The 26337-nt window shown below is 66.7% G+C and carries 18 protein-coding genes, 2 pseudogenes and 1 riboswitch; of the genes and pseudogenes, 4 read left to right on the top strand and 16 right to left on the bottom strand.

Going from position 1 to position 26337, the window contains the following annotated elements; translation table 11 throughout:
- Window positions 1-98 precede the first annotated feature (98 nt).
- Window positions 99-1229 (bottom strand): 3,4-dihydroxy-2-butanone-4-phosphate synthase, encoded by a 1131-nt coding sequence (gene ribB, locus ACCQ01_RS04090; protein ID WP_014506643.1) that lies wholly within the window; start codon window positions 1227-1229, stop codon window positions 99-101.
- On the bottom strand, window positions 1226-1828 hold the full coding sequence (locus ACCQ01_RS04085; RefSeq protein ID WP_011035934.1) for a riboflavin synthase: 603 nt from the start codon (window positions 1826-1828) through the stop codon (window positions 1226-1228). The genes ribB and ACCQ01_RS04085 overlap by 4 nt, the downstream gene beginning before the upstream one ends.
- Window positions 1829-1996: 168 nt before the next feature.
- Window positions 1997-2165: riboswitch (FMN riboswitch) on the bottom strand.
- 218 nt (window positions 2166-2383) lie between these two features.
- On the opposite strand from ACCQ01_RS04085, the gene ACCQ01_RS04080 reads away from it, so the two are divergent.
- Window positions 2384-3007, top strand: a complete 624-nt coding sequence (locus ACCQ01_RS04080) for a hypothetical protein (protein WP_228431527.1) — start codon at window positions 2384-2386, stop codon at window positions 3005-3007.
- 74 nt (window positions 3008-3081) lie between these two features.
- On the opposite strand, the gene ribD is transcribed toward ACCQ01_RS04080, so the two are convergent.
- The 5 genes from ribD to ACCQ01_RS04055 form a co-directional block, all read right to left on the bottom strand.
- The gene (gene ribD / locus ACCQ01_RS04075; RefSeq protein WP_228431628.1) at window positions 3082-4146 is read right to left on the bottom strand and encodes a bifunctional diaminohydroxyphosphoribosylaminopyrimidine deaminase/5-amino-6-(5-phosphoribosylamino)uracil reductase RibD; all 1065 of its coding nucleotides are present in this window, start codon (window positions 4144-4146) and stop codon (window positions 3082-3084) included.
- A gap of 26 nt (window positions 4147-4172) precedes the next feature.
- Window positions 4173-4655: a GNAT family N-acetyltransferase gene (locus ACCQ01_RS04070; RefSeq protein WP_228431526.1), complete on the bottom strand. Its 483-nt coding sequence runs from the start codon at window positions 4653-4655 to the stop codon at window positions 4173-4175.
- The gene (nrdR, locus tag ACCQ01_RS04065; protein ID WP_005997276.1) at window positions 4652-5176 is read right to left on the bottom strand and encodes a transcriptional regulator NrdR; all 525 of its coding nucleotides are present in this window, start codon (window positions 5174-5176) and stop codon (window positions 4652-4654) included. Before nrdR ends, ACCQ01_RS04070 begins: the two co-directional genes overlap by 4 nt.
- Before the next feature lie 101 nt (window positions 5177-5277).
- Window positions 5278-6531, bottom strand: coding sequence for a serine hydroxymethyltransferase (glyA, locus tag ACCQ01_RS04060; RefSeq protein WP_228431525.1), 1254 nt, complete (start codon window positions 6529-6531; stop codon window positions 5278-5280).
- 212 nt (window positions 6532-6743) lie between these two features.
- Window positions 6744-7268: an RcnB family protein gene (locus tag ACCQ01_RS04055; RefSeq protein WP_057673236.1), complete on the bottom strand. Its 525-nt coding sequence runs from the start codon at window positions 7266-7268 to the stop codon at window positions 6744-6746.
- A gap of 226 nt (window positions 7269-7494) precedes the next feature.
- Between ACCQ01_RS04055 and ettA the strand changes: the two genes are divergently transcribed.
- Complete coding sequence (gene ettA, locus ACCQ01_RS04050; RefSeq protein WP_011035928.1) at window positions 7495-9156, top strand: energy-dependent translational throttle protein EttA; 1662 nt, start codon at window positions 7495-7497, stop codon at window positions 9154-9156.
- A 115-nt stretch (window positions 9157-9271) separates the two neighbouring features.
- On the opposite strand, the gene def is transcribed toward ettA, so the two are convergent.
- Together def and arsC are read right to left on the bottom strand one after the other, a co-directional pair.
- Window positions 9272-9787 (bottom strand): peptide deformylase, encoded by a 516-nt coding sequence (gene def, locus ACCQ01_RS04045; protein WP_011035927.1) that lies wholly within the window; start codon window positions 9785-9787, stop codon window positions 9272-9274.
- 262 nt (window positions 9788-10049) lie between these two features.
- On the bottom strand, window positions 10050-10472 hold the full coding sequence (gene arsC, locus ACCQ01_RS04040; RefSeq protein ID WP_011035926.1) for an arsenate reductase (glutaredoxin): 423 nt from the start codon (window positions 10470-10472) through the stop codon (window positions 10050-10052).
- Between the two features lie 789 nt (window positions 10473-11261).
- Between arsC and ACCQ01_RS04035 the strand changes: the two genes are divergently transcribed.
- Window positions 11262-11678, top strand: a complete 417-nt coding sequence (locus ACCQ01_RS04035; protein ID WP_014506632.1) for a post-PEP-CTERM-1 domain-containing protein — start codon at window positions 11262-11264, stop codon at window positions 11676-11678.
- Window positions 11671-13329, top strand: coding sequence for a PA domain-containing protein (locus ACCQ01_RS04030; protein WP_019237954.1), 1659 nt, complete (start codon window positions 11671-11673; stop codon window positions 13327-13329). Before ACCQ01_RS04035 ends, ACCQ01_RS04030 begins: the two co-directional genes overlap by 8 nt.
- Before the next feature lie 142 nt (window positions 13330-13471).
- On the opposite strand, the pseudogene ACCQ01_RS04025 reads toward ACCQ01_RS04030, so the two are convergent.
- From ACCQ01_RS04025 to pncB, 7 genes and pseudogenes are all read right to left on the bottom strand, one after another.
- Window positions 13472-18012, bottom strand: a pseudogene (locus ACCQ01_RS04025) (cellulose biosynthesis protein BcsC).
- The gene (gene bcsZ / locus ACCQ01_RS04020; protein WP_228431524.1) at window positions 17994-19175 is read right to left on the bottom strand and encodes a cellulose synthase complex periplasmic endoglucanase BcsZ; all 1182 of its coding nucleotides are present in this window, start codon (window positions 19173-19175) and stop codon (window positions 17994-17996) included. Before bcsZ ends, ACCQ01_RS04025 begins: the two are co-directional and overlap by 19 nt.
- A pseudogene (gene bcsB, locus ACCQ01_RS04015) lies at window positions 19172-21510 on the bottom strand (cellulose biosynthesis cyclic di-GMP-binding regulatory protein BcsB). The gene bcsZ and the pseudogene bcsB overlap by 4 nt, the downstream one beginning before the upstream one ends.
- 44 nt (window positions 21511-21554) lie before the next feature.
- Window positions 21555-23699 carry a UDP-forming cellulose synthase catalytic subunit gene (gene bcsA, locus ACCQ01_RS04010; protein ID WP_014506626.1) on the bottom strand — a complete coding sequence of 715 codons (2145 nt, stop codon included), beginning with the start codon at window positions 23697-23699 and terminating at the stop codon, window positions 21555-21557.
- Between the two features lie 79 nt (window positions 23700-23778).
- Window positions 23779-24258: a hypothetical protein gene (locus ACCQ01_RS04005; protein ID WP_228431523.1), complete on the bottom strand. Its 480-nt coding sequence runs from the start codon at window positions 24256-24258 to the stop codon at window positions 23779-23781.
- Between the two features lie 28 nt (window positions 24259-24286).
- A complete protein-coding gene (gene bcsD, locus ACCQ01_RS04000) occupies window positions 24287-24742 on the bottom strand; it encodes a cellulose biosynthesis protein BcsD (protein WP_228431522.1) in 456 nt (151 codons plus the stop codon).
- Between the two features lie 173 nt (window positions 24743-24915).
- Window positions 24916-26118: a nicotinate phosphoribosyltransferase gene (gene pncB / locus ACCQ01_RS03995; protein ID WP_228431521.1), complete on the bottom strand. Its 1203-nt coding sequence runs from the start codon at window positions 26116-26118 to the stop codon at window positions 24916-24918.
- Window positions 26119-26337 lie beyond the last annotated feature (219 nt).

The raw sequence follows: 26337 nt of genomic DNA, 5'->3' as shown, positions 1-26337 counted from the left end.
CGAGGGGGCGGGAAGTTTAACAGCAGCCGGGCAATGCGCCCGGTCCGCACGCCACGGCCGGGCCCGCCTGCGCAGGCCTGGCCGTGGCGGCCGCCGGCTCAGGGCGCGGCGGCCACGCGCGGGGCGGCGCCCGGATGACATTCCAGAAACTCCACCACCTCCAGGCCGAAGCCGGCCAGGCCGACCTGCCGCCGCGGCGTACCCAGCACGCGCAGTTTGCCCAGGCCCAGGTCGGCCAGGATCTGCGCGCCGGCACCGTTGCGGCGCCACTGACTCACATCCTTGGCGTTGGCGGCCACCTCCGGCTGTTGGCGCAGGCGCGCCAGCAGCGATTCGCTGTCGCGCGGGGCCGACAGCACCACCATCACGCCCTGTCCTTCGGCGGCAATCGCGCGCAGCGCATCGGTGGCGGCCACGCCGAAGTCGTCGCGCTGCCAATGCAGCAGGTCGGCCAGCGGGTTTTCCACCTGCACGCGCACCAGGGTTGGCGTGGTCGGATCCGGGGTGCCACGCACCAGCGCAAAGTGCAGATCGTGCGCGATGCGGTCGCGGTAGGTCACCAGATGGAACGGCCCGAATTCGGTTTCGATCTCACGTTCATCCACGCGCTCGACGGTGTGCTCGTTGGCCAGCCGGTAGGCGATCAGATCGGCGATCGAGCCCATCTTCAGCCCATGCTCGCGCGCGAACACTTCCAGCTGCGGGCGGCGCGCCATGCTGCCGTCGGGGTTGAGCACTTCCACCAGTACACCGGCCGGTTCCAGCCCGGCCAGCATCGGCAGATCGCTGGCCGCCTCGGTGTGCCCGGCGCGCGTCAGCACGCCACCCGGCTGCGCAATCAGCGGGAAAATGTGCCCCGGCTGGCTCAGGTCGTGCGGCTTGGCATCCGGCCGCACCGCGGTGCGCACGGTATGCGCGCGGTCGTAGGCGGAAATCCCGGTGGTGACCCCTTCAGCCGCCTCGATGCTGACGGTGAAGTTGGTATGGAACTGCGCGGTGTTGTTGCGCACCATCGGTGCCAGACCGAGCTGCGTGCAGCGCTCGCGGGTCAGCGACAGGCACACCAGGCCACGTGCGTGGGTGACCATGAAGTTGATGTCCGACGGCTTGACCAACTCGGCCGCCATGATCAGATCGCCTTCGTTTTCGCGGTCTTCGTCATCGACGATCACCACCATGCGGCCGGCGCGCAGTTCTTCGATCAATTCGGGGACAGGCGCGAAATTCATGCCGCACCTCGCGTGCCAAGCAGGCGTTCGACGTAGCGCGCCACCAGGTCGATCTCCAGATTCACCGCCGCGCCCACCGCCGTTTCGGAAAACGCGGTATTAGCCACGGTATGCGGAATCAACGCGACCTCGAACCCGGCATCGTCCACTTCGTTGACGGTGAGGCTGACACCGTCGACGCAGATCGAGCCTTTCTTGGCGACATACCGCAGCACCTGCGGCGGCGCCGCAAAGCGCCAACGTTGCGCGCGTGCATCGCCATGCACCGATTGCACCTGGCCCAGGCCATCCACATGCCCGCTGACCAGGTGGCCACCCAGCCGATCGGTGGGCCGCATCGCGCGTTCCAGGTTCAACACCGCGCCTTCCTGCAAGCTGCCCAGCGTGGTCAGCGACAGGGTTTCGGTGGACGCATCGGCCTGGAAACTGGCCGCATCGAACGCAATCACGGTCAGGCAGACGCCGTTGACCGCGATGCTTTCGCCGAGCTGCACCGCCTCGAACGGCAGGCTGCCGGTGGCGAAGGTAAAACGTACATCGCCGCCCTGCGGCTGGCGCGCGGCCAGGCGGCCAACGCCTTCAATAATACCGGTGAACATCAGCACGCTCCTGTGGGCAATGGCCGCAAGGCGCGCGTAGAGCGCTGGACTGGCGTGCGGTAGCACGCTGGATGACGCATGGTGGACATAGCCGTTTCTCGCAAAAAAGTTGAGCGAAAAACGCCGCAAGGCAAACAGGCGCGCGCGCAGCCGCAAGGGCTGCGCGTTGGCCGTCTTCTTTCATCCGGACTATACCGTCGGCCCCGGCATCGCACCGGATCTGCTGACCTTCACCGCCGTGCTCTCAGCGAGAGATCGGCAGCGAAGCGCTCGCGGGCTCACACGCTTGCGCATGCATACCGCCGGTGGGGAATCGCACCCCGCCCTGAAGACGTTCGTAAGTACCGGCGAACCGGCGCGTCAATTCTACAGGGCGGCTTCCGGCGATAGCTGACTGCCAAGACATGCCTGGCAGGACGCTGCGTCATGTCGGGAAATTCCTCATAGCCAGGATTGTGAAGGTTTTGTTAAAGTGCGCGCCGCGGCGGGAGACGTCGCTATTTTCGCCCCGCGACGGGACGAAGACACGGACATCAATTCGGAGAGAAACACCCCATGCGTAACACCCTGATTCTGGCCGCCCTGCTGGCAGCCGCACCGTTTGCCGCCTCGGCCGAAGGCCTGAGCTATTCCTACGTGGAAGGTGGCTGGAACCGTACCGAGATCGGCGTCAACGGCGAGTCCGACGACATCGACGGCGGCTACGTTCGCGGGTCCTGGCAGATTGCACAGCCCGTGTATGTGTTCGGCGGCTATGAGCGTGCCAACAAGGACTTCAACCTCGGCGGCGGCTTCGTGCTCGAAGGCACCCTGCAGCAGGCCACCCTGGGTATCGGTTACCGCCAGGAAATGACCGAGCGCGTCGACTTCACCGCCGACATCAGCGTGCTGCGCACCAAGGTCGAATCCGACCTGCGCCTGCGTGGCCGCTCGCTCGACGATTCGTCGGACTCGAGCAACCTCGGCTTCGCCAACCTGGGCCTGCGTGGCAAGCCCTCGCCGCGGACCGAAGCCTGGATCAAGGCTGGCTACATCGACGGCAGCGACGTGGACGAAGGCGAGTTCGTCGGCACCCTCGGTGGCCAGGTGAACTTCACCCCCGCCTGGGGCCTGGTCGGCGAAGTCCAGTTCATCGACGACGCCAACCAGTACAAGGTCGGCGTGCGCGCAAGCTTCTGATCCAGCGCGTTCAAGACGTAGAGGCCCCGCATGCGGGGCCTTTTTTGTGCGGCGTCAAACGCACCGCGCAGCACTTACGCAGTAGCAACCGGCGCATAGCGCAGTCGCAGATCCTGGCCAATGTGGCGGACATCGAGCAGTTGCAATGCATGCCGCTGCGCCATGGTGTCGATGCCGAGCCCAGCCAGCAGCGGCCGCGCAGTCTCACCCAGCAGCACCGGCGCCATGTAGACCAACAGCTCATCAACCAGGCCGGCCTGCAGCAGTGCGCCGCTCAACGTGGCGCCGGCTTCCACGTGCACCTCGTTGATACCGCGCTCGGCCAGCGATGCCAGCACCGCGTCCAGATCGAAGCGACCCGCATGCAACGGCATTGCGGCAAACTCCGCTCCGTCCAACGCCGGCGCCGTGACATCGGCGCCGTGCAGATACAAGGTGGGCGCATCGCCCTGGCGAATGTTGGCGCACGCCAGCGTGCGCAAGCCGGCATCGAGCACCACCCGCAGCGGCGGTACGCACGGCGTGTGCTCGCCCAGCCGCACCGTCATCGATGGGTCATCGGCCAGCACCGTGCCGGCACCGGTCAGGATCGCACCGGCACGTGCGCGCCAGTGCTGCACATCCGCGCGCGCATCGGCGCCGGTGATCCACTTCGATTCGCCGCTGGCCATCGCGGTGCGCCCATCCAGGCTGGCACCGAGTTTGACCCGCACCCAGGGGCGGCCACGCTCCACGCGCGACAGAAAGCCCTGGTTGAGCGCGCGTGCCTGCGCTTCCATCACCCCGCTGTGCACCTGGATCCCGGCATCGCGCAGCAAGGTGAAGCCACCACCATTGACCTGCGGAAACGGGTCCGCCATCGCCGCGACCACGCGTGTGACGCCGGCCGCGATCAAGGCCAGCGCGCACGGCGGCGTGCGCCCGTAATGCGCGCAGGGCTCCAGGCTCACATACGCCGTTGCACCCCGCGCCTGTTCGCCCGCCGCACGCAGCGCGAACACTTCTGCATGCGGGCCGCCGGCACGCTGATGAAACCCCTCGCCCACGCACGCGCCATCGCGCACGATCACGCAGCCAACCATCGGATTGGGGCGGGTGGTGTAGGCGCCGCGCTCGGCCAGGCGCAGTGCCTGTGCCATCCAGCGGTGGTCGTCTGCGCTCACGCTCACCGCACCACTGCCGGTTCGATCTGCATCACCACGATCTGCAGTGGCCCCAGCAACAATTCGGCATGCGCCTGCCAGCCCAGGCGCTGGTAGTACGGCACCAGTGCGGGCTGGCAGTACAGATATAACGCCGCCACGCCCAGATGCGCGGCGGCCTGCACGCAATGCGTCACCAGTGCCTCACCGATGCCCTGCCCGCGCGCCTGCGGCTGCACGTACAGCGACGCCAGCCACGGCGACCATTGCCGAATACGCGCATCGTCGTTCTCCAGCAAGCTTACCGAGCCGAGCCACTGCGTGTCATCCAGTGCCACCCACGTGGTGGGAATCACCCCGTCTCGGTCGTGATGACGCAGTTCGTCCAATGCCTGATCAAAATTCCAGTCCGGCAACAACGCGCCGAAGGCCTGGAGATGTGCCTGCGCAATGACGGGCAGGAGGTCCGGCGTGTCGGCCACGCAGGCAATGCGCATCACGCTCAACGCTTGCCGGGCTTGCCGGCGCGTTCCAGGGCCGCTTCCAGCAACGGCAGCTGCTCGCTGCCGACGGGGAGTTCGCGTTCGAGCTTTTCGATCTCTTCGCGGAAATCGGCCACGTCCTGAAAACTGCGGTACACCGAAGCAAAGCGCACATAGCCGACATGGTCGAGCTTGCGCAGCTCCACCATGACGTATTCGCCTACCCGCAGCGAGCCGACTTCGCGCTCGCCGGACATCCGCAGCTGGTGCACCACCGCACGCACCGCCGCCTCGATCTGTTCTTCGGACACCGGGCGCTTTTGCAGCGCGCGGTCGAAGCTGGTGCGCAGCTTGCGGGCATCGAATGCCTCGCGCCCGCCATCGCTCTTGACCACCGTCGGCAGCTTCAACTCGATGGTTTCCAGTGTGCTGAAACGCTCGCCGCACGCCTCGCATTCGCGACGCCGACGGATCGTCGTCCCGTCTTCGGACACGCGCGAATCGATTACGCGGGTGTCATTGTGCTGGCAGAAGGGGCAATGCATCAGACGTCCGGGAATAGGGAGAGGGGAATAGGGAATCGGAACAGCGGGGCTATCGCAGCGTTGCTTTTACCATTCCCGTCTCTCCATTCCCGATTCCCGCATCAGCCATACACCGGATATTTCTTGCACTGGGCGGTCACTGCATCGCGCACCTTGGCCAGCACGGCGTCGTCGGCCGGGGCGTCCAGCACGTCGGCGATCCAGTTGGCCAGGTCCACGCAGTCCTGTTCCTGGTAACCGCGGGTGGTGATGGCCGGGGTGCCCAGGCGCAGGCCCGAGGTGACGAACGGCGAGCGCGGGTCGTTGGGCACCGAGTTCTTGTTGACGGTGATGTGCGCCTTGCCGAGCGCGGCTTCCGCGTCCTTGCCCGAGACATCGCGGCCGATCATGTCCACCAGCATCAGGTGGTTCTCGGTGCCGCCGGAGACGATCTTGTAGCCGCGCGCGATCAGCGTGTTCGCCATCGCCTGCGCGTTCTTGACCACCTGCTGCTGGTAGGTCTTGAACTCCGGCTCCAGTGCTTCCTTGAACGCAACCGCCTTGGCCGCGATCACGTGCATCAGCGGGCCACCCTGGATGCCGGGGAACACGATCGACTGCAGCTTCTTGACCAGGTCCTCGCCCGCGCCCTTGACCAGGATGATGCCGCCACGCGGGCCGCGCAGGGTCTTGTGCGTGGTCGAAGTGACCACGTGTGCATGGTCCATCGGGCTGGGGTACACACCGGCGGCCACCAGGCCGGCCACGTGCGCCATGTCCACGAACAGATACGCACCGACGCTGTCGGCAATGGCGCGGAAGCGCGCCCAGTCGATCTTCTGCGAATACGCCGAGAAGCCGGCAATGACCATCTTCGGCTTGTGCTCGGTGGCCAGGCGCTGCACGTCGTCGTAATCGATCAGGCCCTGCTCGTTCACGCCGTACTGCACGGCGTTGAACAGCTTGCCCGAGGCATTGACCTTGGCGCCGTGGGTGAGGTGGCCGCCATGGGCCAGGCTCATGCCCAGGATGGTATCGCCCGGCTGCAGCAGCGCGAGGTACACCGCCTGGTTGGCCTGCGAGCCACTGTGCGGCTGCACGTTGGCATAGTCCGCACCGAACACCTGCTTGATGCGGTCGATGGCCAATTGCTCGGCAATGTCGACGAACTCGCAACCGCCGTAATAGCGCTTGCCCGGGTAGCCTTCGGCGTACTTGTTGGTCAGCTGGCTGCCCTGCGCTTCCATCACCAGCGGGCTGCAGTAGTTCTCGCTGGCGATCAGCTCGACGTGATCCTCCTGGCGGCCGGCTTCAGCGGCAATGGCCTTGGCCAGTTCGGGGTCGTAGGTTTCCAGTCGGACGTCGCGCGAGAACATGCAGAAGCTCCGGGGGCAGCTGTGGCCAGTAAGACCGCCGATTGTAAGCCTCCGGGGAACGGGTGACCAATCGACCAGGCTGGCCTTGCGACGCAGCACACCAGGCCTGGGCAACGCGGCCCACAAACGCCATGGGCGCACCGAAGTGCGCCCATGTGCAATGCCCATTGGCCTGACCGGGCTGCCCGGTCAGGCGCTGCCAGCTGTGGGGCTCAGTTGTTGAGCACCAGATCGGCGATCACGCCGGTTGCGATCGCCACCAGCAGGAAGTTGCCGGTGTTGTCGCGCTGCCAGCGGTAACCGTACGGCGGACGACGCAGGTGGTGGCGGTCGTAATCGTTGATCACGTACACCGGGCCGTTGTAGTAGCCGCCACGCACATAGCGCGGGCCGCCGTAATAGGCCGGGCGGACGGGCTGGTAGGTGTAGACGCGGCGATCGTTGTAGCGGTCGCGGTAGCGCGCGTCCTGGTAACCCTCGCGGTAGCCGTTGCTGTAGACGCGGCGGTCCTGGCGCCACTCGCGGCGGTCATCGCGGCGACGGTGGTCGTCCCAGCGCTGCTGGGCCTGCCAGTTGCGGTTGTCGTGACGGTCGTAGTCGCGCCGATGGTCGCGGTCGCGGTCATGCCCACGGCGGTCGTGGTCGCGGTCCCAATCCCCGGCAAATGCGGCCGGTGCAGCGAAGCCCAGCGCCAAGATGGAGGAAAGCACAACGGTGACGATGCGTTTGCGGTTCATGGGATTGCTCCTGTGTGCGATGTCGCAATTGCATTAAGAGGCTGCCCGGCTTAACGCTTTCTTGCTGGAATCGGTTACGAAAACGCCCATTCAGGTGGAAAGTAAGCTGCCGTTTAGCCGCATTCGGGGTCCGGCGTGGGTGAACACTTGCCGGTATAATCGGGGCAATCCCTTTTCCGCTGCCTCCGGCCTCGGCCGGCGGGCTGTCTGCGTCCACGGAGTCCCCATGTCGCAATACATTTACACCATGAACCGCGTCAGCAAGGTGGTCCCGCCCAAGCGGCAGATCATCAAGGACATCTCGCTGAGCTTCTTCCCCGGCGCCAAGATCGGCCTGCTCGGCCTGAACGGCGCCGGCAAATCCACGGTGCTGAAGATCATGGCCGGCGTGGATACCGACTTCGAGGGCGAAGCCCGCCCGCAGGCCGGCATCAAGGTGGGCTACCTGGCCCAGGAACCGCAGCTCAACCCCGAACACACCGTGCGCGAGGCGGTGGAAGAAGGCGTGGGCGACGTGTTGCAGGCCCAGGCCGCGCTGGATGCGGTCTATCTGGCGTATGCCGAAGAAGGCGCCGATTTCGATGCGCTGGCCAAGGAACAGGAGCGCCTGGAGGCCATCCTGGCCGCAGGCGATGCACATACCTTGGAAAACCAGCTGGACGTGGCCGCCGATGCGCTGCGCCTGCCGCCGTGGGACGCCATCGTCGGCAAGTTGTCCGGTGGTGAAAAGCGCCGCGTGGCGCTGTGCCGCCTGCTGCTGCAGAAGCCGGACATGCTGCTGCTCGACGAACCGACCAACCACTTGGACGCCGAGTCGGTGGAGTGGCTGGAGCAGTTCCTGGCGCGCTACACCGGCACCGTGGTGGCGGTCACGCATGATCGCTACTTCCTCGACAACGCTGCCGAGTGGATCCTGGAACTGGACCGTGGCCGCGGCATTCCGTGGAAGGGCAACTACACCGAATGGCTGACCCAGAAGGACGAGCGCCTCAAGCAGGAAGACAACCAGGAAAAGTCACGCCAGAAGGCGATCCAGAAGGAACTGGAATGGTCGCGGCAGAACGCCAAGGGTGGCCGCACCAAGGGCAAGGCGCGTCTGGCCCGCCTGGAAGAGCTGCAGTCGGTGGATTACCAGCGCCGCAACGAGACCAATGAAATCTTCATCCCGCCGGGCGAGCGCCTGGGCAACTCGGTGATGGAGTTCAAGAACGTCTCCAAGAAGTTCGGCGACCGCCTGCTGATCGACAACCTGTCGATGATCGTGCCGCCGGGCGCCATCGTGGGCATCATCGGCCCCAACGGTGCCGGTAAGTCGACCCTGTTCAAGATGATCACCGGTGCGGAAAAGCCGGACTCGGGCGAGATCGTGATGGGCCCGACCGTGCAGCTCTCGTACGTGGACCAGAGCCGCGACAAGCTCGAGGGCAACCACAACGTGTTCCAGGAAATCGCTGGCGGCCTGGACATCCTCAACATCAATGGCGTGGAGATCCAGTCGCGCGCCTACATCGGCCGCTTCAACTTCAAGGGGCAGGACCAGCAGAAGATGGTCGGCTCGCTGTCCGGTGGTGAGCGTGGTCGCCTGCACATGGCCAAGACCCTGCTGCAGGGCGGCAACGTGCTGCTGCTCGACGAACCGTCCAACGACCTGGACATCGAAACCTTGCGTGCGCTGGAAGACGCGCTGCTGGAGTTCCCGGGCAACACCTTCGTGATCTCGCATGACCGCTGGTTCCTCGACCGTATCGCCACGCACATCCTGTCGTTCGAAGGCGAGTCGCACGTGGAGTTCTTTCAGGGCAACTACCGCGAGTACGAAGAAGACAAGCGTCGCCGCATGGGCGATGACGCCGGTCCCAAGCGCCTGCGCTTCAAGGCATTGAAGTAAGCCATCCACGGCGCCCGGATGAGGGCGCCGCCATGAGGCTGGAAAAAAGGGCGCCTTGAGGGCGCCCTTTTTCTTGTGCGCGTTGCGCCGCGACGCGCGCGCTGCAGGCGTCGCGCTACAGATCGTAGGACAACACGTCTTCGAAGCCGAAGGTGTCGAAGTTTTCGATGCGCGAGGGATACAGGCGGCCAACCAGATGGTCGTATTCGTGTTGCACCACGCGTGCATGGAAGCCTTCAGCCTCACGCTCGATGGGGGTGCCGTCCGGGGCAAAGCCGGAATAGCGGATGACGCGGTGGCGGGGAATGACCGCGCGCAGGCCGGGGATCGACAGGCACCCTTCCCAGCCGTTTTCCATCTCATCGGACAGCGGTTCGATCTGCACGTTGGCCAAGGCGGTACGTGGCACCGCCGGTGCTTCGGGATAGCGCTCGCTGGCCTCGAAACCGAACACCATCAATTGCAGGTCCACCGCGATCTGCGGTGCGGCCAGCCCGACGCCGCGCGCGGCGTCCATGGTTTCAAACATATCGGCCACCAACGCGTGCAGCTCGTCACTGCCCAGGTTGGTGACCGGCGGCGCCACGCGCAGCAGGCGCTTATCGCCCATGCGGATAATTTCGCGAATCATGCGGGTGCTCCAGTAAACGATGCGCCGATGGTAGAGCGTGGCGCGTGGTGTGAGGTGAGCAAACCTAGCCCGACAGACCCACGCCAGCCAGCACCGATGCGCAGTGGCTGCGCTACTGCAGAACCGGAACGGCTCGGGGAGGCGCAAACCCTGCGCTGGCGGGCGAGTGGCGGCGCCGTTGCGCGCGCGGCCACCACCACGACCACGTCACTGTTATCGGCAGGCGGGTGGTGCTAGGTCCTAGCGCGTTGCCCGCATGACCTCACTGACTAACGCGGCGCCCGGCCTCGTCGAGCACACGTTCGCCGTCTTCCTTGATGAAGCCGCTGGTCGCCGCCGGCAGCAACTCCAGCACCTGCTCGGACGGCCGGCACAGCCGCACTCCGCGATCGGTGCGCACAAACGGGCGGTTGATCAGGATCGGATGCGCCAGCATCGCGCTCAGCAAGGCGGCATCGTCCAGCGCGGGGTCGTCCAGCCCGAGTTCCAGATAGGGCGTGCCCTTCTGGCGAAGCGCATCGCGCACCGACAGGCCGGCCTCGGCAATCAGTGCCTGCAAGGTCGCGCGCGTTGGCGGGTCGCGCAGGTACTCGATGATCTGCGGTTCGATGCCGACATGGCGGATCAAGGCCAGCGTGTTGCGCGAGGTACCGCAGGCAGGGTTGTGATAGATGACGGCGTGCATGGGCAACCTGAGGGCGTCACGCCGGTGGCGTGGAGGACGGGAGGCCAATGGTAGTGGCGTGCACGATGCAGCACGAGCGGTCTCAGCGCCTGCCATCGAAACGCGAAACGCAAACCGTCTGCCGCGCCTAACCAAGCGATTAGCGCTGTGCTGCAGGCGCGGCGATGTGGCAACTGCGGTGTACGCCACGTAGTACCTGCGTTCCCTGCACGTCCGCGTGCGAGCTGCGCATCCGCGCGAGGCGCGGTGACTGCAACTCCTTACGAAACCACCGCTCCATCTCCTAGCAACAATGGCAAGAGTGGGCGTTCGCGCCGACCAACCTCCATCGCATCCGATGGCGTGTGCGATGTCGCTGCGTCTGTCTGCGCAATGCCACCGCCAACTCCCGGCAACACCTGCGGCGCCGGCATCTCCGTCTGCCGTACGCCCTTCAAGTCAGAGCCGTCGAAAACGCGGAAGCCAACACCTGTGTGGACACGACAACGCTAAGCACCCGCACCTCGTGCGCCAGCTAGCCCTCTCCACCTGCCGTACGCAATCCGATCGCATCCCTCGGAGCTCGGAACAGGCAGAGCACTCAGGCCGACGTAGCATCCCGCGCACAAGGCAAGCGCAGGCATGACTATTTCAGGCAATGATTTCGCATTCAGGGGCTCATGTGTCAAAAAGTTGACACACATCACGGATTCATGTTTCAGTCATGAAGAGACTGGAAATGAAGGATTCCCCCGAGCGCCGGTGTCAGTGCGGCGTATTTCCCCTGTTGGACCCAAGGAAACCCCAACGATGATGAGCTTTCGCAAGCCCGGATGGATGCTGTCCGGTGTGTTGTGCCTTGCCTGCCTGCCGGCACTTGCCGCAGCCCAGGATGCAGGAACCAGCAGCTCCAAGGTCGGTATCGACCCTGTCACCGGCAAGTTGCGTGCGCTGACCGCCGAAGAAAGCGCCGCACTGGACCGGCAGGCCGCCGCAGCCCCGGCTGCGCGCAGCGCCCAACGCAGTGCAGTGCCGCAGACCGAGGCGGCCGCCCTGGCCACCGAGCGTCGCCTGCCTAACGGCACCATCGCGCGCAAGTTGCCGGCCACCCAGATGAGCTCCCTGGTTGCGACCCGGCAGGCCGATGGCCGCCTGGTGATCGAGCACAGCGAGGATGCCACCACCCAACCTGCCCACGCCGAGCACGGAGCGCTGCCGCATGAATAAGCCCCTGTTGCTGTTGTCCCTGGGCATCGCCGCCGCGCTGTCGCCGCTGCACGCATCGGCCGCCAACGTCACCCTGATCAATGGCGATGCCGGCACCAATGTCGGCTTGAACGACCCCACCGCTGCCGCGCCGCTGGGTGGCAACCCGGGCCGGTCGGTGGGTGAGCAGCGACGCATCGCCTACCAGTACGCCATGGACATGTGGGGCGCGGTGCTGCAGAGCAGTGTCGAGATCAAGGTGTATGCCTCGTTCGCGCGGCTGACCTGTACCGCCACCGGCGGCACCCTGGGCCAGGCCGGCCCGAACTGGATCGTCAACAACTTCCCCGGCGCCAAGGCCAACACCTTGTACCCATCCGCGCTGGGCGATGCGATCGCCGGGCAGGATCTGGTGCCCGACCCGGCCGATCCGGCCGACGTGTTTTCGCAATTCAACGGCGACCTGGGCAAGGACGACTGCCTGGCCGGGTCGGGCTGGTACCTGGGCCTGGACGGCAAGACGCCCGAGGGCCAGATCAACTTCCTCAACGTGGTGATGCACGAGATCGGCCATGGACTGGGCGCGGCGGGCTTCCTCAACAAGACCACCGGTGTGCTCGGCTCGGGCTCCGGCCTGACCGACGTCTATACCGCGCAGGCCTTCGACAACGTGCAGAACAAGCGTTTCGACGACCCCACCATGACCAATGCGCTGCGTGCCGAAGCCATGCGCACGCCCGGGCGGACGGTGTGGGCCGGTACGCGCGTCAACCGCGAGGCGGCGTTGATCCTGGATCCGCGCACGCTGCTGCAGGTGAGCGCGCCAGCCGGTGCGGCCGGCAAGTTCGAAGTGGGCTTTGCCAGCTTCGGGCCGCTGGCCAGCGCCGGCAATTTCCCGGCGCGTTCGGTGGTGACGGTGGATGACGGCGTGGCCGCTGCCTCGGCCAGCGACGGTTGCGAAACTCCGTTCGTCAATGCGGCGGCCGTGGCCGGCAAGGTGGCCTTGATCGACCGCGGCACCTGCGCCTTCGCCATCAAGGTCAAGAACGCCCAGCTCAATGGCGCGGTGGGCGTGATCGTGGCCAACAACGCGGCCGGCGTGCAGACGATGGGCAATGCCGCACCGCCGATCACCGACATCACCATCCCGGCGATCATGGTCTCGCAAGCCGATGGCGCGCGCCTGAAAGGCAGCGCCGCGGTGGTGGCAGGGCTGTACGAGGACCCGGAACTGCTGCAGGGCACCGACAGCCAGGGCCGCACGCGCTTGTACGCCCCCAGCGTGGTGGCCGGCGGCTCGACCTTCTCGCACTTCGATACCGACCTGCAGCCGAATGCGCTGATGGAACCGTTCGATACGCCGGAAGTGCAGGCGCAGCTCAACATCGACCTGACGCCGGCGATGTTTGCCGATATCGGCTGGACGTTGAATCGCGGCCTCACCAAGCTGGGCAGCTGCAGCACGCTGGTACCGACGGTGGAAACCGGCGGGTTGATTCCCGGCGCCAACATCCAGGCCGAGAGCAGCCTGTGCAAGACGCAGAACGCAGGCAACCGCCTGGGTTACCTGACCTGCATGGACGAGCACGTGCGTGGGCTGCAGGACCAGGGCGCGATCAGCCGCCTGCAGCAGGCGTCGGTGTTCGTGTGTGCCACCAAGGTGCGCCCGTAACCCGGACGCCCTGCGGTCAGTCACGGTGTGACCGGAACGGCGCCGCAAGGCGCCGTTCTTCGTTGCCGCTGCAGACCAGGCGTGCAACGTGCCCGGCGCGCGCACGCATCACCGCACACCTTGCGCACTGCACTGCGTTGGCTCAGTGATCCGCCGCGTACGGCGAAGTCAGTACCTGCGGCGCGCGGCCTAGCGCGGAGCCCAGCCGATCCAGCACGAAACGCAGATAGAGATTGCTGCTGAACTGGTTGTAGTCGCGCGCGTTGTTGAAGGTCATGCGCCCACCCAGGAACAACTGCGGTGCCACCTGCCATTCGGCTGCGCCACTGAGGTTGTAGGACACGCCGGTGCGGCTTTCGCCCGCGTACACCGGATCGGTATAGCGGTTGACCAGGCCCAGCAACGCCGCGACCGAGGCGGCATCGTAGGCGGCCTGCTGCAAGGTGGGATCGGTCGGGAAATACGGCGTGGCTTCGGTGGTGAAGTGCTGCACACCGATGCTGGCGTCCACCTTCCAGTTCACCGTCTGCCCGGCGCTGCGGCCGCTCCAGTGCACCGGGAACCCCAGGTCCACATAGTCCTGCGGGCTGAAGTAGCCACCGTGGCCGTAGGTGAAACCGCTGAGGTTCTTGTCGTACTGCATGGCGGTCAGATTGACGCCGGCGGTGAGCGATTGGTTCTGGGTTTCCAGCGCATGCACGTAGAAGCCCAGGTCGACCTGGCGGTGGTCGTTGTCGGCCACGTTGTTGCCCACCAACCGGTGCGCGGCCAGATTGGCGTAACCGCCGAGCAGGCCGTTGTCGGCGGTGGCCGAGACCGACACGCCATTGCTGGTCACCCCGCCCCATTCGCGCCCGCTGCGCCCATCCTGCGCACCGGCGAAGGACAACACGCTGTCGGTGACCGCACGCCGCGAGGCTTCGGCCGACCAGTTGACGGTGTCGCCGATTTCGCCGCGGTAGCCAACCCCGCCGATGATGTTCTGCTCCTGAAACCCAATCGGCGTGCTGCCTACATCCGCGCTGAAACCGCCGTTGCGATAACGCACGCCCACGCCCACGCCGGTGTCGTCCTGACTCAGGCGGCGGGCGCCGTTACCGTTCGCGGCCATGCTGTTCAAGGTGTCGACCAGGGTGGTGGGCGTCTGCTGCGCGGCGGCGCTGCTGCCAGCCAGCGCCTGCAACGCGGCCGCATCGCCAGCGGCAAGCTGTTGGCTGATGGCGGTGTTGGTGAGGATGTCGCGCGCGAGCTGGGCGATCGGCGTGTTGGATGCGTTGATGCTGAGCAGATACGCCGGCAACGGTTCGTTGGCCAGCGCAGCCACCGCGGCCGCGGTGCTGTTGTTGTTTTCGGTGAGCAGTTCGCCGAACAAACCGGTGTTCAAGGCATAGCGTCGCAAACGCTCGCGGGTGGCGACGGTGTCGCCTTCGGTGGCGATCAACTGATACACCGACGAGCCCACCAGCGTATCGATCGCACTGCGGTCGGCGGCCAAGGCATCGTTGACGGCGGCTTGCGGGCCACTGCCGAAGCGGCTGGCGGTGGCGTATTCGGTGCCGAGCGTGCCGGCATCCACCACCGTGGGGGTGAGCGTGACGCCGAGCTTGCCCTCGCCCACCGAGAACTCGGCCTGCACCGGCATTTCGATGTCGTCCAGCCGGCCCAGGCCATCTTCGCCATCGCGCGAGCGGTAAAGCGCGCCGCCGGCCAGGTTGTCGCTGTTTTCGGATTGCACGGCGCGCAATTCGTCGAGCACGCTATTGCCCGTCGTGCCAGCCGGCAGGGCCTGCCCGCGCGCACCGCCAAACCGTGGCGCCTGCGTCGGCGCCGTTGCATAGGCATCGTCGCGGGACGGCGCTGCGGGCGCTGCATAGGCCTCGCTGCGGGTGGGTAGCCGGCTGCGTTGATTAGCCACCGGCAACGGTGCCGGGCCGGCACTGGCGCTGACCGGCGGTGGCAGATCGTCGCCGCTGCCGCCATCGATGCTGGCCGGCGCACTGCTGGCGTAACGCGCAGGTGCTTGGGACACGGCGACTGGCTGCGCACTGTCGTAACTGGCAGCGCCTGCGTCGAGGCGGTCGGACAGCACTGCCGGCGAACTGCGCATGCCACCGGTGATGCCGGAGAACGGATTGAGCGGGCGCCCGGCCGAGGCCACGGCGGCGCTGCCGTGCGCCGCTGGCAGGCCGTTATCCAACTGGCCGGCCTGGCGCTGTTGCGCGGCCAGCGAGGCACGGAAATACTGCTCGGCCTTGCGGTTCTTGCCGGCGCTGCGATAGACGCGGCCGGCGGCGGCCAGTACTTCCGGCGACTCCGGCGCCTGTGCCAGCGCGCGTTGCAGATAAGTCTCGGCGTTGGCCAGATCCGACTGCGCAGCGGCGCTGTTGGCGGCGGCGGTGAGGATGTCCAGATCATTGGGATGACGCTGCAGCAGCTGTTGATACAGCGCCAGCGCCTGGCGCTGGTCTCCGGCGGCGGCGTACAGACGCGCCAGTGCGGCCTGCGCATCGCGGTTGTCTGGTTGCTGCGCCAGCACCGGCGACAACGCGTCGTAGGCGCCTTCCAGATTGCCCAGCTCACGCAAGGCATCGACCCGCCGCAGTGTGTAGGCGCTGCGCAGCGTGCGATACCGGCGCACCTGCTCCGGCGTCATGGTGATCGCCTGCAGCTGGCGCAGCACTGCAGAGAGTTCGGCGTCCTGATGCGCACGCAGCAGCACGCCGGCGTACTGCAGGCGGTCTTCGGTACTCGGGTTGGCGCCGGTGACCAGGCGCTGGGCCAGGGTCAATGCTCGCGGGGTGTTGCCGGCATCGGCGTGCGCACCGGCCAGCGCGGCCAGCAGTTGCGGGTCGTCGAGCTGGTTGCCGAGCGCGGTTTCAGTGCGCGCCAGCAATTGTTGCGCTTCGCCCGCCCGCCCTTGCGCGACCAGCAAACGTGCCTGGCGCGCCTGCAGTTCGATCCAGGCGGTGTTGCGCAGCTGAGTCATCTCCTGTGTGCGAGCCGCGCTGGGAATGCGCTCCAGGCTGGCGTACGCGCTCTGCCAGTCGCCTGTTTCCTGGGCGAGCAAGGCATTGGCATGCAGCGCTTCGGGCTGGTCGCCATGCACGGCGAGCAAGCCGTCCATCACGCTGCGCGCCTGGTCCGGGCGCCCGGCCTGTTGGTACAGGCGCGCCAGGTCAAGACGGATCCACGGATCACCGGGGCGCTCGACCATCGCCGCTTCCAGCTCCGCCTGCGCGCTGACGTTGTCGCCAGCCTCCAGTGATTGGCGCGCGCGGGCGCGTTGCACGTTGGAGCGCAGCAATGCTTCGCCCCCGGACTTGGCGCGCTCGGCCGCTGGCAGCCGGTTGAACAATGCACTGGCTTCCTGCATGCGGCCCTGGCGGCTGTATAGCCCCACCAGGCCCTGCAAGGCGCCGGCGTTGTCGGCATCGCGCGACAAGGCCTTGCGATAGCTGGCCTCGGCCGCCACCGGGTCACTGGCCGCCTGCAGGCCACCCAGCGCGACATGCCCGGCCGGCTCGTTGGGCAGCAACTGGATCGATTGCTCCACCAGTTGCCGCGCCTGGGCCAGATCACCGCGCGCGCGCGCGGCCTCGGCCTGCTGCAACTGTTGCCAATAGCGCGCGCTGTCGTAGGCGCTCTGCCATTTGCCGTTGCCGGCGGCGGCCGGGCGCAGCAGTTCCTGCGCTTCGGCAAAGCGCTGCTGCCGCAGGCGCACCGAGCCCAGGCCGCCCAACGCGTCGGGGTCGCGCGCGCGCGCAGCACCTGGGTAAAGCGTTGTTCGGCCGCACTCAGATTGCCGGCGGTGAGCGCGCGAAAGCCCTCGCCCAGCAGCACGCCGTTGGGATCGGCCGGAGCGGCAGTTGCGGCCGTGCGCTGCTCGCGCAACTGGCCCAGTTTTGTGGTGACTTCCGCATCGTTGGGCGTGCCGGCCAGAAAGGCCTGATACAACGGCGCATCGGCGGCGCTGGCGTTGAGCCACAGCAGCGCCTGGCGCCAGCTGTTGCGTGCCGGCCCGCCAACATCGGCACGCTGCGCCAGCGCGCGCAATTGCGCGATGCCCTCGCGCCGGGTCGGCTCGCGGTAGGTCAGCACCTGCGCCAGTGCCAGCTGCACCGACGCATTGGCCGGCTCGCTGGATTGCAGTGCGCGCAACCCGTTGCGTGCGCGCTCCCAACCGGTCGGCGTGCCGGCCAGCGACTGGTAATACTCCAACGCAAGCGTTGGCGGCGGCGGCTTGCCGGCGAAGGCGGCTTCGTAACTGCGCGCAGCTTCCACATAACGCCCGGCGGTGGCGGCGCGGCGGGCATTGCGCAGATTCGGATCTTCGCCGGCATTGGCGTTGCCGCGGGCACCGATCGCCACGCGCAGGCGCTGCACCTGCGGCGATTGCGGATGGGCCGCTTCCAGCTGCTGCAGGCGCTTGCGCGCTTCGGACTGGCGGCCCTGCGCCAGGTCGATCTGGGCCAGGCCGAGCAGCGCGTCGGGCTGGTCCGGATCGATGCCGAGCAGCTTTTTCCATGTATCGGCGGCCAGATCGTCGCGGCCCTGGTCGTGCCAGTAATTGCCCTGGCTGACCAGTTGCTGGGTGGCGCTGGTTTGCGCATGGACCGGCGCGGCGAGCAGGCACAGGTCGATCACACCGGCGAGGTAAAGCGGTCTCAGGTTCTTGCGGAGCATGCAGGGGTTCTCCAGGCGGGCAGCAGGCGCCCGTCTGCGGCAAAGCGGTAGCGGTTCTCAAGCCAGCCCTGTCCAAACAGGGCCAGCGTGCGTTCGTAATACGGCAGCGCGGCGGCCGCCGGTTGTGCAGCGGCCGGCAGGCGTTGCGCCTGCGCCTTGAGCAGCGCCGGCTGGCGCAGCGCGCTCAGGTACGGCAGCAGCGCGGCGGAAAATCCGACCGGTGCCGCGCCAGTGCCGACACCGCGCGTGGTGTCGATCTTTTCGGCGAAGTTGCCTTGCGCGGCGAGCAGGTCCATTGGCCCGGACAGGTCCCGCAGCAGCTTGGTGCGCAGCGGCTCGCCGGCGTCGAGCATGCCGGCCCACAGATACACGCGGATGGCGTCGTAGCTGCCCACGTTGCCGCGCTGGGGATCGGGGCTGAAGGCCTTGCCGTCCCACACCGTCCAGTCCGGCGCCAGCCCCACCGGCGCGCTGTCGCGCAGCACGCGCGTGGCGTTGAGCGCAATCGCCGCCCATGGGCCCTTGGGGTCGGCATTGGCGCAGCGGCGCAGCACCTGCAGCGGCAGGTAGCTGGGGTTGAGCGCCCAGCGCCCCGGCGCGGTGAATCCGGTGCGCCCAGGCAGCAGCATCGGCCCCAGCCCGGGCAGGTTGGCCACTTCCTGCGCGCGGATCAGCTGCAGCACCTGCTGGCCGGCCTTGGTGTAGCCAGGGCGGTTCCACAGACGGCCGGCTTCCAGCAACGCGTAGGCGATCCACAACTCGCCATCGCTAGCGGTATTGGGGTCGAGCACGCGCCAATCGCCGCTGCTGTCGCGGCCCCACAGCCAGGCCGGCAGATTCAGATCGGGGCGGCCAGCGCACAGGTTGTGCCGGGTCCAGCCCAGCACCTTGTCGAACAGCACCGCGTCGTTGTTCACCAGCGCGAAGAACAGCGCATACGACTGGCCTTCGGAGGTGGAGCGCTGGTCGGGATTGAGGAAGTCCACCACCCGGCCGTCGGGCTGGATGTGCTTGGCGACAAACGCATCCCACAGCGGCCACGCCCCGCACTGCAGCGGCGCAGCAAGCACGCGCGCCGGCAACACCGCGGCCAGCCCGCTCAGCGCACCGGCACGCAGCAGGCTGCGGCGCGTCATCGGCGTGGGCTGGTCGCGGCTGCTCATGCGCTGCGGCCTTCGTTGAGCCGTTCGGCGGTGTGCCGCCGCAGCAGCACGCGGCCAGCCAGCGCCATCAGCAAGGCCAGCAGGATCACTGTTACCGCCAGCCACACCGGGTGATGCGAGAAATACCAGCGCAGCCAGGTCGGCAGCGGCAGATGGCCCACGTAATAGGTCTGGTTGCCGACCAGGCTGGTGACTTTCTTCTGCTGCAACACCACCACGCTGCCCTGGAAATCCTTGAGCAGCGCCGGGTCGAACCAGGCATCGAACAGCCGGCTCATATTCGCCGGGTCTTCGGTCTGGAATGCGACCACGCTGCGGCCGGATTTCAACGGCGATTCGAAGCCCATCAGCAGCACGTCATCGGGCTGCGGCTGCAGTGCGATTTCTGCGGTGGTCGGCAGATCGGTGCGGCGCGCGTCGAACGACAGGAAGCGCGGCAGCGTGTCGAACAACCAGTCGGTCAGACGGAAGCGGGTGGACTGCCCGTCCTGGCCCACCGGCAGGTTGGCGCGCCACTGCTTGAACAACGGCTGCGAATTGGCGCCGCCGAGCAGCAGCAGATCGCGGTCGGCATGCTGTTGCACCGCGCCGGGCGCGATGATCTGCGCGTGCAGCGCCGGATACCCGGTGGACGCGCCGAAGCGCCCGAGCAGGGTCAGCACATTGCTCAGGTCTTGGTCGCCAGGGTTATTGGGCAGCACGATCGCCGATTCGGACAGATCGGCCAGGCGCGTGAACGGGTAGCCGGCATTGGCGAACGCCGCCAGGTTCGGCATTGCGCCGCCAGGTTCGGCATTGCCATGTAGTGATGAAAGCCGCTCAGATCGATGGTGGAATCGGCATCGATGGCGCCGGACACGTCCGGGAAGCTGTTCTTGCACTCCTCGCCTTGCGGGCGATCGAAGAAGAAGTGGAAACGCAGCTGGCTATTGGCCGAGAACGCGCCCACCGGCAGCGTCAGACGCTGGTTCACCGGCATCGCGCCGCGCGTGCCCAGGCTGTTCCACCACCGCATCGGGGTGGACTCGGCATACGGCAGGCCGGTCAGTGGCAACGTGGTGACGAACGATTCGTTGATGCTGACGTTGAGCGCGGACTTGTTGTCGACGTCCGGCACCGTGTAGCGGTATTTCAAGTCGATCGGAATTCCGTCGCGCTCCCACACGAACAGGTCCGGCGGCAGCTGCAGGCCGACCCGGATCAGGTCGGGGTGATAGCCGGTGACGTTGAGTGCGCTCGGCTGGGTGACCAGATCGCCGAAACGCACCGGGCGATCGCTGGAAACCCACTTGGGCGCGTCGTACGGCGCGCGCGGCGCCGGTGCGCTGAGCTCGCCGATGCGCGCCACCGCGCCAGTCAGCGGGGCGCGCAACGCCAGCGCGGTGGCCGCGCGTTGTAACTCTTCCGCGTTACGCCCCAGCACCAGCAGCAATTTGCCGTTGGGATCGGTCGGGTTGACCACCACCGCCACGGTGGGGCCGCGGATGTCGGCCACGCCGCTGTCGGCAGTGGCAAATTGCGGCGGCAAGGTGGCCGGCGTGGCGAACACCACGGCGTTGCCGGTGGCCGGTAGCGCAGAGGTGGAGGCCGGGAACGTCGCGCCGCGGTAGCCGGCCAACGTGCCGAACCACGACGCCACCGTGCCGGCCGCCTGCAGCGTGGCCATGTCCGGCTGCTGCGGAAAATAGAACGGCAGTTCCAGGCGGCGGGTGTCACGCACATCGAAGAACGGCACCGGCAGCAGCGCCAGGTTGTTGGCCAGCGCCAGTGGCGTGGTGGTCAACGACAAGGTGGTGGCCGCATCCACGTTCGCCCACAGGCTGCTGTGGTCCGGGTCCTCGCACTCGCGCGTGTAGTGGCCGATCAGCTGCAGGTTGAGCTGGTTGTAATCGGTGACCAGGCGCGGGTCGATCGGCAGATCCGCCGAGAGCAATTTGCCGGCGTTGGCCTTGTCGGTGGGCAAGGTGCCCACGGTGACGCCGTTGATGGTGACCTTCAGATGCGACAGGTCTGGCAGCAACGATGGCGAGTAGCTGTATTTCAGATTGAGCGTAGCGGCGGTGACGATCTCATCGCTGCGCACGCTGAAGGGCACGCCGGCGCTGCCCTGCACGCCGCGCAGGGTGATTTCGTAGTCGATACCCAGCTCACGCAGCGTGGAGGCGCGCGTGCTGCCGGCCACCGGCGCGCTGGGCACCGGCATGGTCGTTGCGTCGGCAGCAGCCTGCTCGGCGGGCATCGCGGCGGGCGCTTCGGCGGGCGCGGGTTGTTGCGCCTGGGCCAGGCCCGCCAGCAAGGTCAGCGCACAGGTCAACATCGCCGGAGAAATTCGCATCAGCCGCTTCTTTGCAAAGGAAAGGGAAACACCACGCGCCACGTTCACGACTCCAGATCCACCGGGCGCGACGGGCGAAAGCCCTGCCGCGCGCTGTCCACGATATGACCGCCCAGGCGCCCGAAGCCGCGCGCGCTGGCGGCCAGCACCTGACCCATCGAGCGCCAGAACGAATCACGGTCGTGCTGGCCCCATTGCGAAAGCCAGATGTCGGCACGCGCGAAGGTGGACGCCACCAGCCAGCGTTCCTGCTCCATCGACATCTGCGTGAACTGGATGCTGACCTGGCCGTCGCGGTCCTGCCGCACCACGGCCGGCAAAGTCTGTTCGAGGCCGCGATGGCTCAGGCCCACCTGCACCGCCAGGCCGGGCTCGATCGGCTGCGGCTGCGCCAGCTTGATCGCCATGCCGCCGGTGGAAAAATTCACCGAGCGGCAGGCCAGCGCGCTGCCGTCGGGCAGGTACAGATTCACCGGGATATCCAGCGGCACGCGATGCGCGCTGCGCACCTGCCGCGTCTCGCTGGCAGTGGCAATCGTCGCGCCGAGCAGCACCATGTTGTAGAGCGTCCAGGCCAGGTTGAACCAGATGGTCTGCTGCTCGCCGGTGCCGCCCACATAGATCAGCCGCAGCACGCCGGCGACCACGCCCACTACGTTGAGCAGCAGCAAAAATAGATAGGGCTTTGCAATCTGCGCATCGAAATAACTGCGCGCCACCAGGCCACCCTTGGGTGTCACGTTGAACTTGCCGAGCTTGGGATTGAGCAAGGCCACCAACGTCGGGCGAAAGATGTACCAGGCCAGCGTGGTCTCGTAGACCTCGTTCCACAGCAGGTGGCGGAAACGGCTTTGCACGCGCAGGTTGGTGAGGTTGGCCTGCAGGATGTGCGGCAAGGCGTAGGCCAGGATCATCAACGCCGAGGCCTGGATCACATGCGCGCCGAAGAACAGATACGCCAGCGGCGCGGTGAGATAGATGATGCGCGGCAACCCGTAGAAGAAGTGCAGCATCGCGTTGAGGTAGCACAGCCGTTGCGAGAGCTTGAGCCCGCGGCCAAGCAAGGGATTGTCGATTCGCGCGATCTGCGCCATGCCACGTGCCCAGCGGATGCGCTGCGCCACGTGCCCGGACAGACTTTCGGTCGCCAGCCCGGCGGCCTGCGGCACGGCCAGGTACGCCGTGCGGTAGCCACGGCGCTGCAGCTTGAGTGCGGTGTGCGCATCTTCGGTGACGGTTTCCACCGCCACGCCGCCCACTTCTTCCAGCGCGGTGCGCTTGATCACCGCGCAAGAGCCGCAGAAAAACGTCGCATTCCACTGGTCGTTGCCGTCCTGCAGCAGGCCGTAGAACAGCTCGCCTTCGTTGGGCACCTTGCCGTGCGTATCCAGGTTGCGTTCGAACGGATCCGGCGAGAAGAAATAGTGCGGCATCTGCACCAGCGCCAGCTTGGTGTCGCGCAGGAACCAGCCCATCGCCACCTGCAGGAACGAGCGGGTGGGAATGTGGTCGCAATCGAAGATGGCCACGTATTCGCCACTGCACTTCTTCAACGCTGCATTGATGTTGCCGGCCTTGGCGTGCGCATTGTTGGTGCGGGTGACGTAATTGATGCCGACCTCGGCGCAGAACGCGCGGAACTCGTCGCGGCGGCCGTCATCGAGCAGATGGATGGTGATTTTTTCGGCCGGCCAATCGATCACGCTGGCAGCCAGCACGGTGGTGCGCACCACCGACAACGGCTCGTTGTAGGTGGGGATGAACACATCCACGCTCGGCCACAGGCTCTGGTCGGCGGGCAGCGGCACCGGCTTGCGATTGAGCGGCCACAGCACCTGGAAATAGCCCAGCACCAGAATCACGAACGCATACAACTCGGCCCCGAGCAGGCCCAGGCCGAGGATGAAATCCACCGCACTGCCCACGCCCATGGTCTGGGTCGTGCGCCACCAGATGTAGCGGCACGACACCGCCAGCGACATGCCCATCATCATCAGGATGACCACGCGCCCGCCGCGGTTGCGCACTGCCAGGGCCACGCCGAACAGCACGCCGGAAAACACCAGCTGCTGGGTGACATCCATCGGCACCGCCACCACGAACACCAGCAGCAGCGCGCCCAGCAGCCACAGCGACCAGGTCGCCAGGGTGGGCAACGGTGAGCCGGAACGGAGGCTGGCAGCGGTCATCGAAACATCCTTGAAGTCTTCGGCAAAACGGAAAGACCAGTGCCAGGGCGCTGGTGGCAACACGCACGCACAGGCGCGATCAACGCGAACGCAGGCGCTTGAGTGGGCTGCTGTGTGTCGCGGCGGGCGCATCGGTTTGCAGCAGGCGCTCGAACAGCTGCTGCAGCGGTGTCCCCGCCTGCACCGGCTCGGCCGGCACGGCGCGCACGGCCGGCGCGTCGGGCTGGCGCAGCTTGCGCAACGGCGCCACGGCATCGGCATGCGGTGCCTCGGGGGCCATGACGGCCGGCACGGCGCTCAGCGCGGCCGGTGCCACGTGCATCACGGGCGTCTGCGCGATTGCCGGCGCCGGTGTCGCGGCCGGGGTGAGCGTTGCAGCGGGTGCAGCGGCCTTCGTTGCATCGACATCGCTTTCGGCAGAATTACCGGCGGCGGCGCGCGGTGCCAGCTGGGTGTAGGCGAAGTCGTGATACCCCTCGCTCGCCTGCCCGCCCAGGCGCGCAAACAGGCCCGACACATCGTCGTGTCCGGCCGGTGTCTTGGTGGTCTTGTTCTTCATCGCACTCCCCGTGCCCAATCACACATGCTCAAGCGGTCCGCGCCAGCACCAGGCGGCGCAGGTCGACCGTCTCGCCCGCGGTGCGCTGCACCGTCAGGCCTGCCAGCATCCCCAAATGCTGGAACCACGCGTCGTACGCGCCCTGCAGAAATCCATCGCCCCAGTTGGCGCCGTCCAGCGCCACGCTGAGCGGTGCGCCGGTGTGCTGGATCAGCACATGGTCGGCGTGTTCGTCCAGCGTGCATTGCCCCCAGTCGCAGCTGTCCCACACCTGGTTGGCGGCCTGCTCCACCGCTTCCAGCGTGGCGCACGGCGCCAGCGGGTGCGCGCGCGCAAACCGCTGGCCGATCCGCGCCATCAGCAAGGCCAGATCTGCCTCCGGCAACTCGGCAGCGAATTCCTCGGCCATCGCACGCACAAAGCCCAACCACTGCCGGGAGCAGCTGCGGGTGCGGTACAGCGACAATGGATCAGAGGCACTCATGCGTCGGTCTCTGGCGGAGGAAGTGGGCGCCATGATGCGGGCGCCGCATACAAGGAATGCAAATGTGATGCCAATGTTAACGGCTGCCAACTCTCAATTGAGAGATGCATCTCACTTTTCCGGCCACTCCCTGACACCAGCTTCCGTACAACGCCACACACCGCCGCGTGACGTCACTGACTGCCGCGTGCAGTCACCTCGGCTTCCGGCATTGGCGGCAGGCCGAACACATCGCGCAGGTAGCGCAGGTAGCCCAGGTCTTCGCACATGCTCTTGCCCGGCGAATCGCTGAGCTTGGCCACCGGCTGCCCATTGCAGCGGACCATCTTGATGACGATCTGCAAGGGCGTCGGGCCCAGGTCGTTGGTCAGGCTGGTGCCCACGCCGAACGCCAGCCGGCAACGCGGGCTGAAGTGTTCGTACAGCCGCATCACCTTGTCGATGTTCAGCCCGTCGCTGAAGACCAGCACCTTGGTGCGCGGATCCACGCGGTGCGCTTCCAGATGCGCGATCACCCGCTCGCCCCAGTCGAACGGGTCGCCGGAATCGTGGCGCATGCCGTCGAACAGCTTGCAGAAATACAGGTCGAAGTCGCGCAGGAACGCGTCTAGGCCCACCACGTCCGACAGCGCAATGCCGAGGTCGCCGCGGTATTCGCGCGCCCACGAGTCCAGTGCCGCGACCTGCGAATCCCGCAGCCGCGGGCCCAGCGCCTGGAATGCCTGCAGGTATTCGTGCGCCATGGTGCCCAGCGGGGTCAGCCCGTACTGCTTGGCGAAAAACACATTACTGGTGCCGACGAATTGTTCGCCCAAACCATCGCGCAGCAGTGGCAGCAGTTCGCCATGCCATTGCCGCGAATAGCGGCGGCGCGTGCCGTAATCGGCGATCTTGCAACCGGCCGGCATGCTGCGCAGGCTGCGTACCTTCTCGCGCAGGCGGCTGCGGCCTTCCTCGAAATCCGGCTCGGAGGTGTTGCGGAACCACACCTCGTTGATGATCGCCAGCAGCGGCACTTCGAACAGGATGGTGTGCAACCAGGGCCCGCGGATGGTCAGCTCGATCTCGCCCGGGTGGGTGCTCGAGGCGGCCAGGGTCAGGTATTTGCGGTCCAGGTGGAACAACGCGAGAAAGTCGGCGAAGTCCGGCTTGATGAAGCGCAGGCTGCGCAGGTAGTCCACCTCGTCCTCGCGCAGGCGCAGCCGGCACAGCGCGTCGATCTCACGCGAGATCTCGTCGATGAACTGCGCCAGATCCACGCCGGGTGTGCGGCACTTGAAGCGGTAGTCCACCTGCGCGGCCGGGTGCTGATGCAGCACCGCCTGCATCATGGTGAACTTGTACAGATCGGTGTCGAGCAGCGAATGAATGATCATGCTGCCGGATTATGCCCGCAGCGGCGGGGCGGGTGCGTGTCGTGGCATTGAGACACCGGTGAGCGCAGGCAGTGTTCCCCGCTGCAGACAAACGCAACAGCAGACGCATACGGCGCTGCATCCGTCAGGCCGTTCAAGCGGGCTCAGTGCGTACAGGACGCGGATTTGCGATCACGCCGAGGGCTGCGGGCGACGCGTTGTGAGCAGCCGCGAGGTTGG

Origin of the sequence: Xanthomonas sp. NCPPB 4037 (assembly GCF_041475695.2) — a bacterium.
GTDB lineage: Bacteria > Pseudomonadota > Gammaproteobacteria > Xanthomonadales > Xanthomonadaceae > Xanthomonas > Xanthomonas campestris.
This window is presented reverse-complemented; position numbering and strand designations above follow the sequence as displayed.

What these genes read in the sequence shown, in the direction of transcription:
- ribB (WP_014506643.1), bottom strand. Translation starts at nt 1,229, where the DNA reads ATGAATTTCGCGCCTGTCCCCGAATTGATCGAAGAACTGCGCGCCGGC.
- ACCQ01_RS04085 (WP_011035934.1), bottom strand. Translation starts at nt 1,828, where the DNA reads ATGTTCACCGGTATTATTGAAGGCGTTGGCCGCCTGGCCGCGCGCCAG.
- ACCQ01_RS04080 (WP_228431527.1), top strand. Translation starts at nt 2,384, where the DNA reads ATGCGTAACACCCTGATTCTGGCCGCCCTGCTGGCAGCCGCACCGTTT.
- ribD (WP_228431628.1), bottom strand. Translation starts at nt 4,146, where the DNA reads ATGGCACAGGCACTGCGCCTGGCCGAGCGCGGCGCCTACACCACCCGC.
- nrdR (WP_005997276.1), bottom strand. Translation starts at nt 5,176, where the DNA reads ATGCATTGCCCCTTCTGCCAGCACAATGACACCCGCGTAATCGATTCG.
- glyA (WP_228431525.1), bottom strand. Translation starts at nt 6,531, where the DNA reads ATGTTCTCGCGCGACGTCCGACTGGAAACCTACGACCCCGAACTGGCC.
- ACCQ01_RS04055 (WP_057673236.1), bottom strand. Translation starts at nt 7,268, where the DNA reads ATGAACCGCAAACGCATCGTCACCGTTGTGCTTTCCTCCATCTTGGCG.
- ettA (WP_011035928.1), top strand. Translation starts at nt 7,495, where the DNA reads ATGTCGCAATACATTTACACCATGAACCGCGTCAGCAAGGTGGTCCCG.
- def (WP_011035927.1), bottom strand. Translation starts at nt 9,787, where the DNA reads ATGATTCGCGAAATTATCCGCATGGGCGATAAGCGCCTGCTGCGCGTG.
- arsC (WP_011035926.1), bottom strand. Translation starts at nt 10,472, where the DNA reads ATGCACGCCGTCATCTATCACAACCCTGCCTGCGGTACCTCGCGCAAC.
- ACCQ01_RS04035 (WP_014506632.1), top strand. Translation starts at nt 11,262, where the DNA reads ATGATGAGCTTTCGCAAGCCCGGATGGATGCTGTCCGGTGTGTTGTGC.
- ACCQ01_RS04030 (WP_019237954.1), top strand. Translation starts at nt 11,671, where the DNA reads ATGAATAAGCCCCTGTTGCTGTTGTCCCTGGGCATCGCCGCCGCGCTG.
- bcsZ (WP_228431524.1), bottom strand. Translation starts at nt 19,175, where the DNA reads ATGAGCAGCCGCGACCAGCCCACGCCGATGACGCGCCGCAGCCTGCTG.
- bcsA (WP_014506626.1), bottom strand. Translation starts at nt 23,699, where the DNA reads ATGACCGCTGCCAGCCTCCGTTCCGGCTCACCGTTGCCCACCCTGGCG.
- ACCQ01_RS04005 (WP_228431523.1), bottom strand. Translation starts at nt 24,258, where the DNA reads ATGAAGAACAAGACCACCAAGACACCGGCCGGACACGACGATGTGTCG.
- bcsD (WP_228431522.1), bottom strand. Translation starts at nt 24,742, where the DNA reads ATGAGTGCCTCTGATCCATTGTCGCTGTACCGCACCCGCAGCTGCTCC.
- pncB (WP_228431521.1), bottom strand. Translation starts at nt 26,118, where the DNA reads ATGATCATTCATTCGCTGCTCGACACCGATCTGTACAAGTTCACCATG.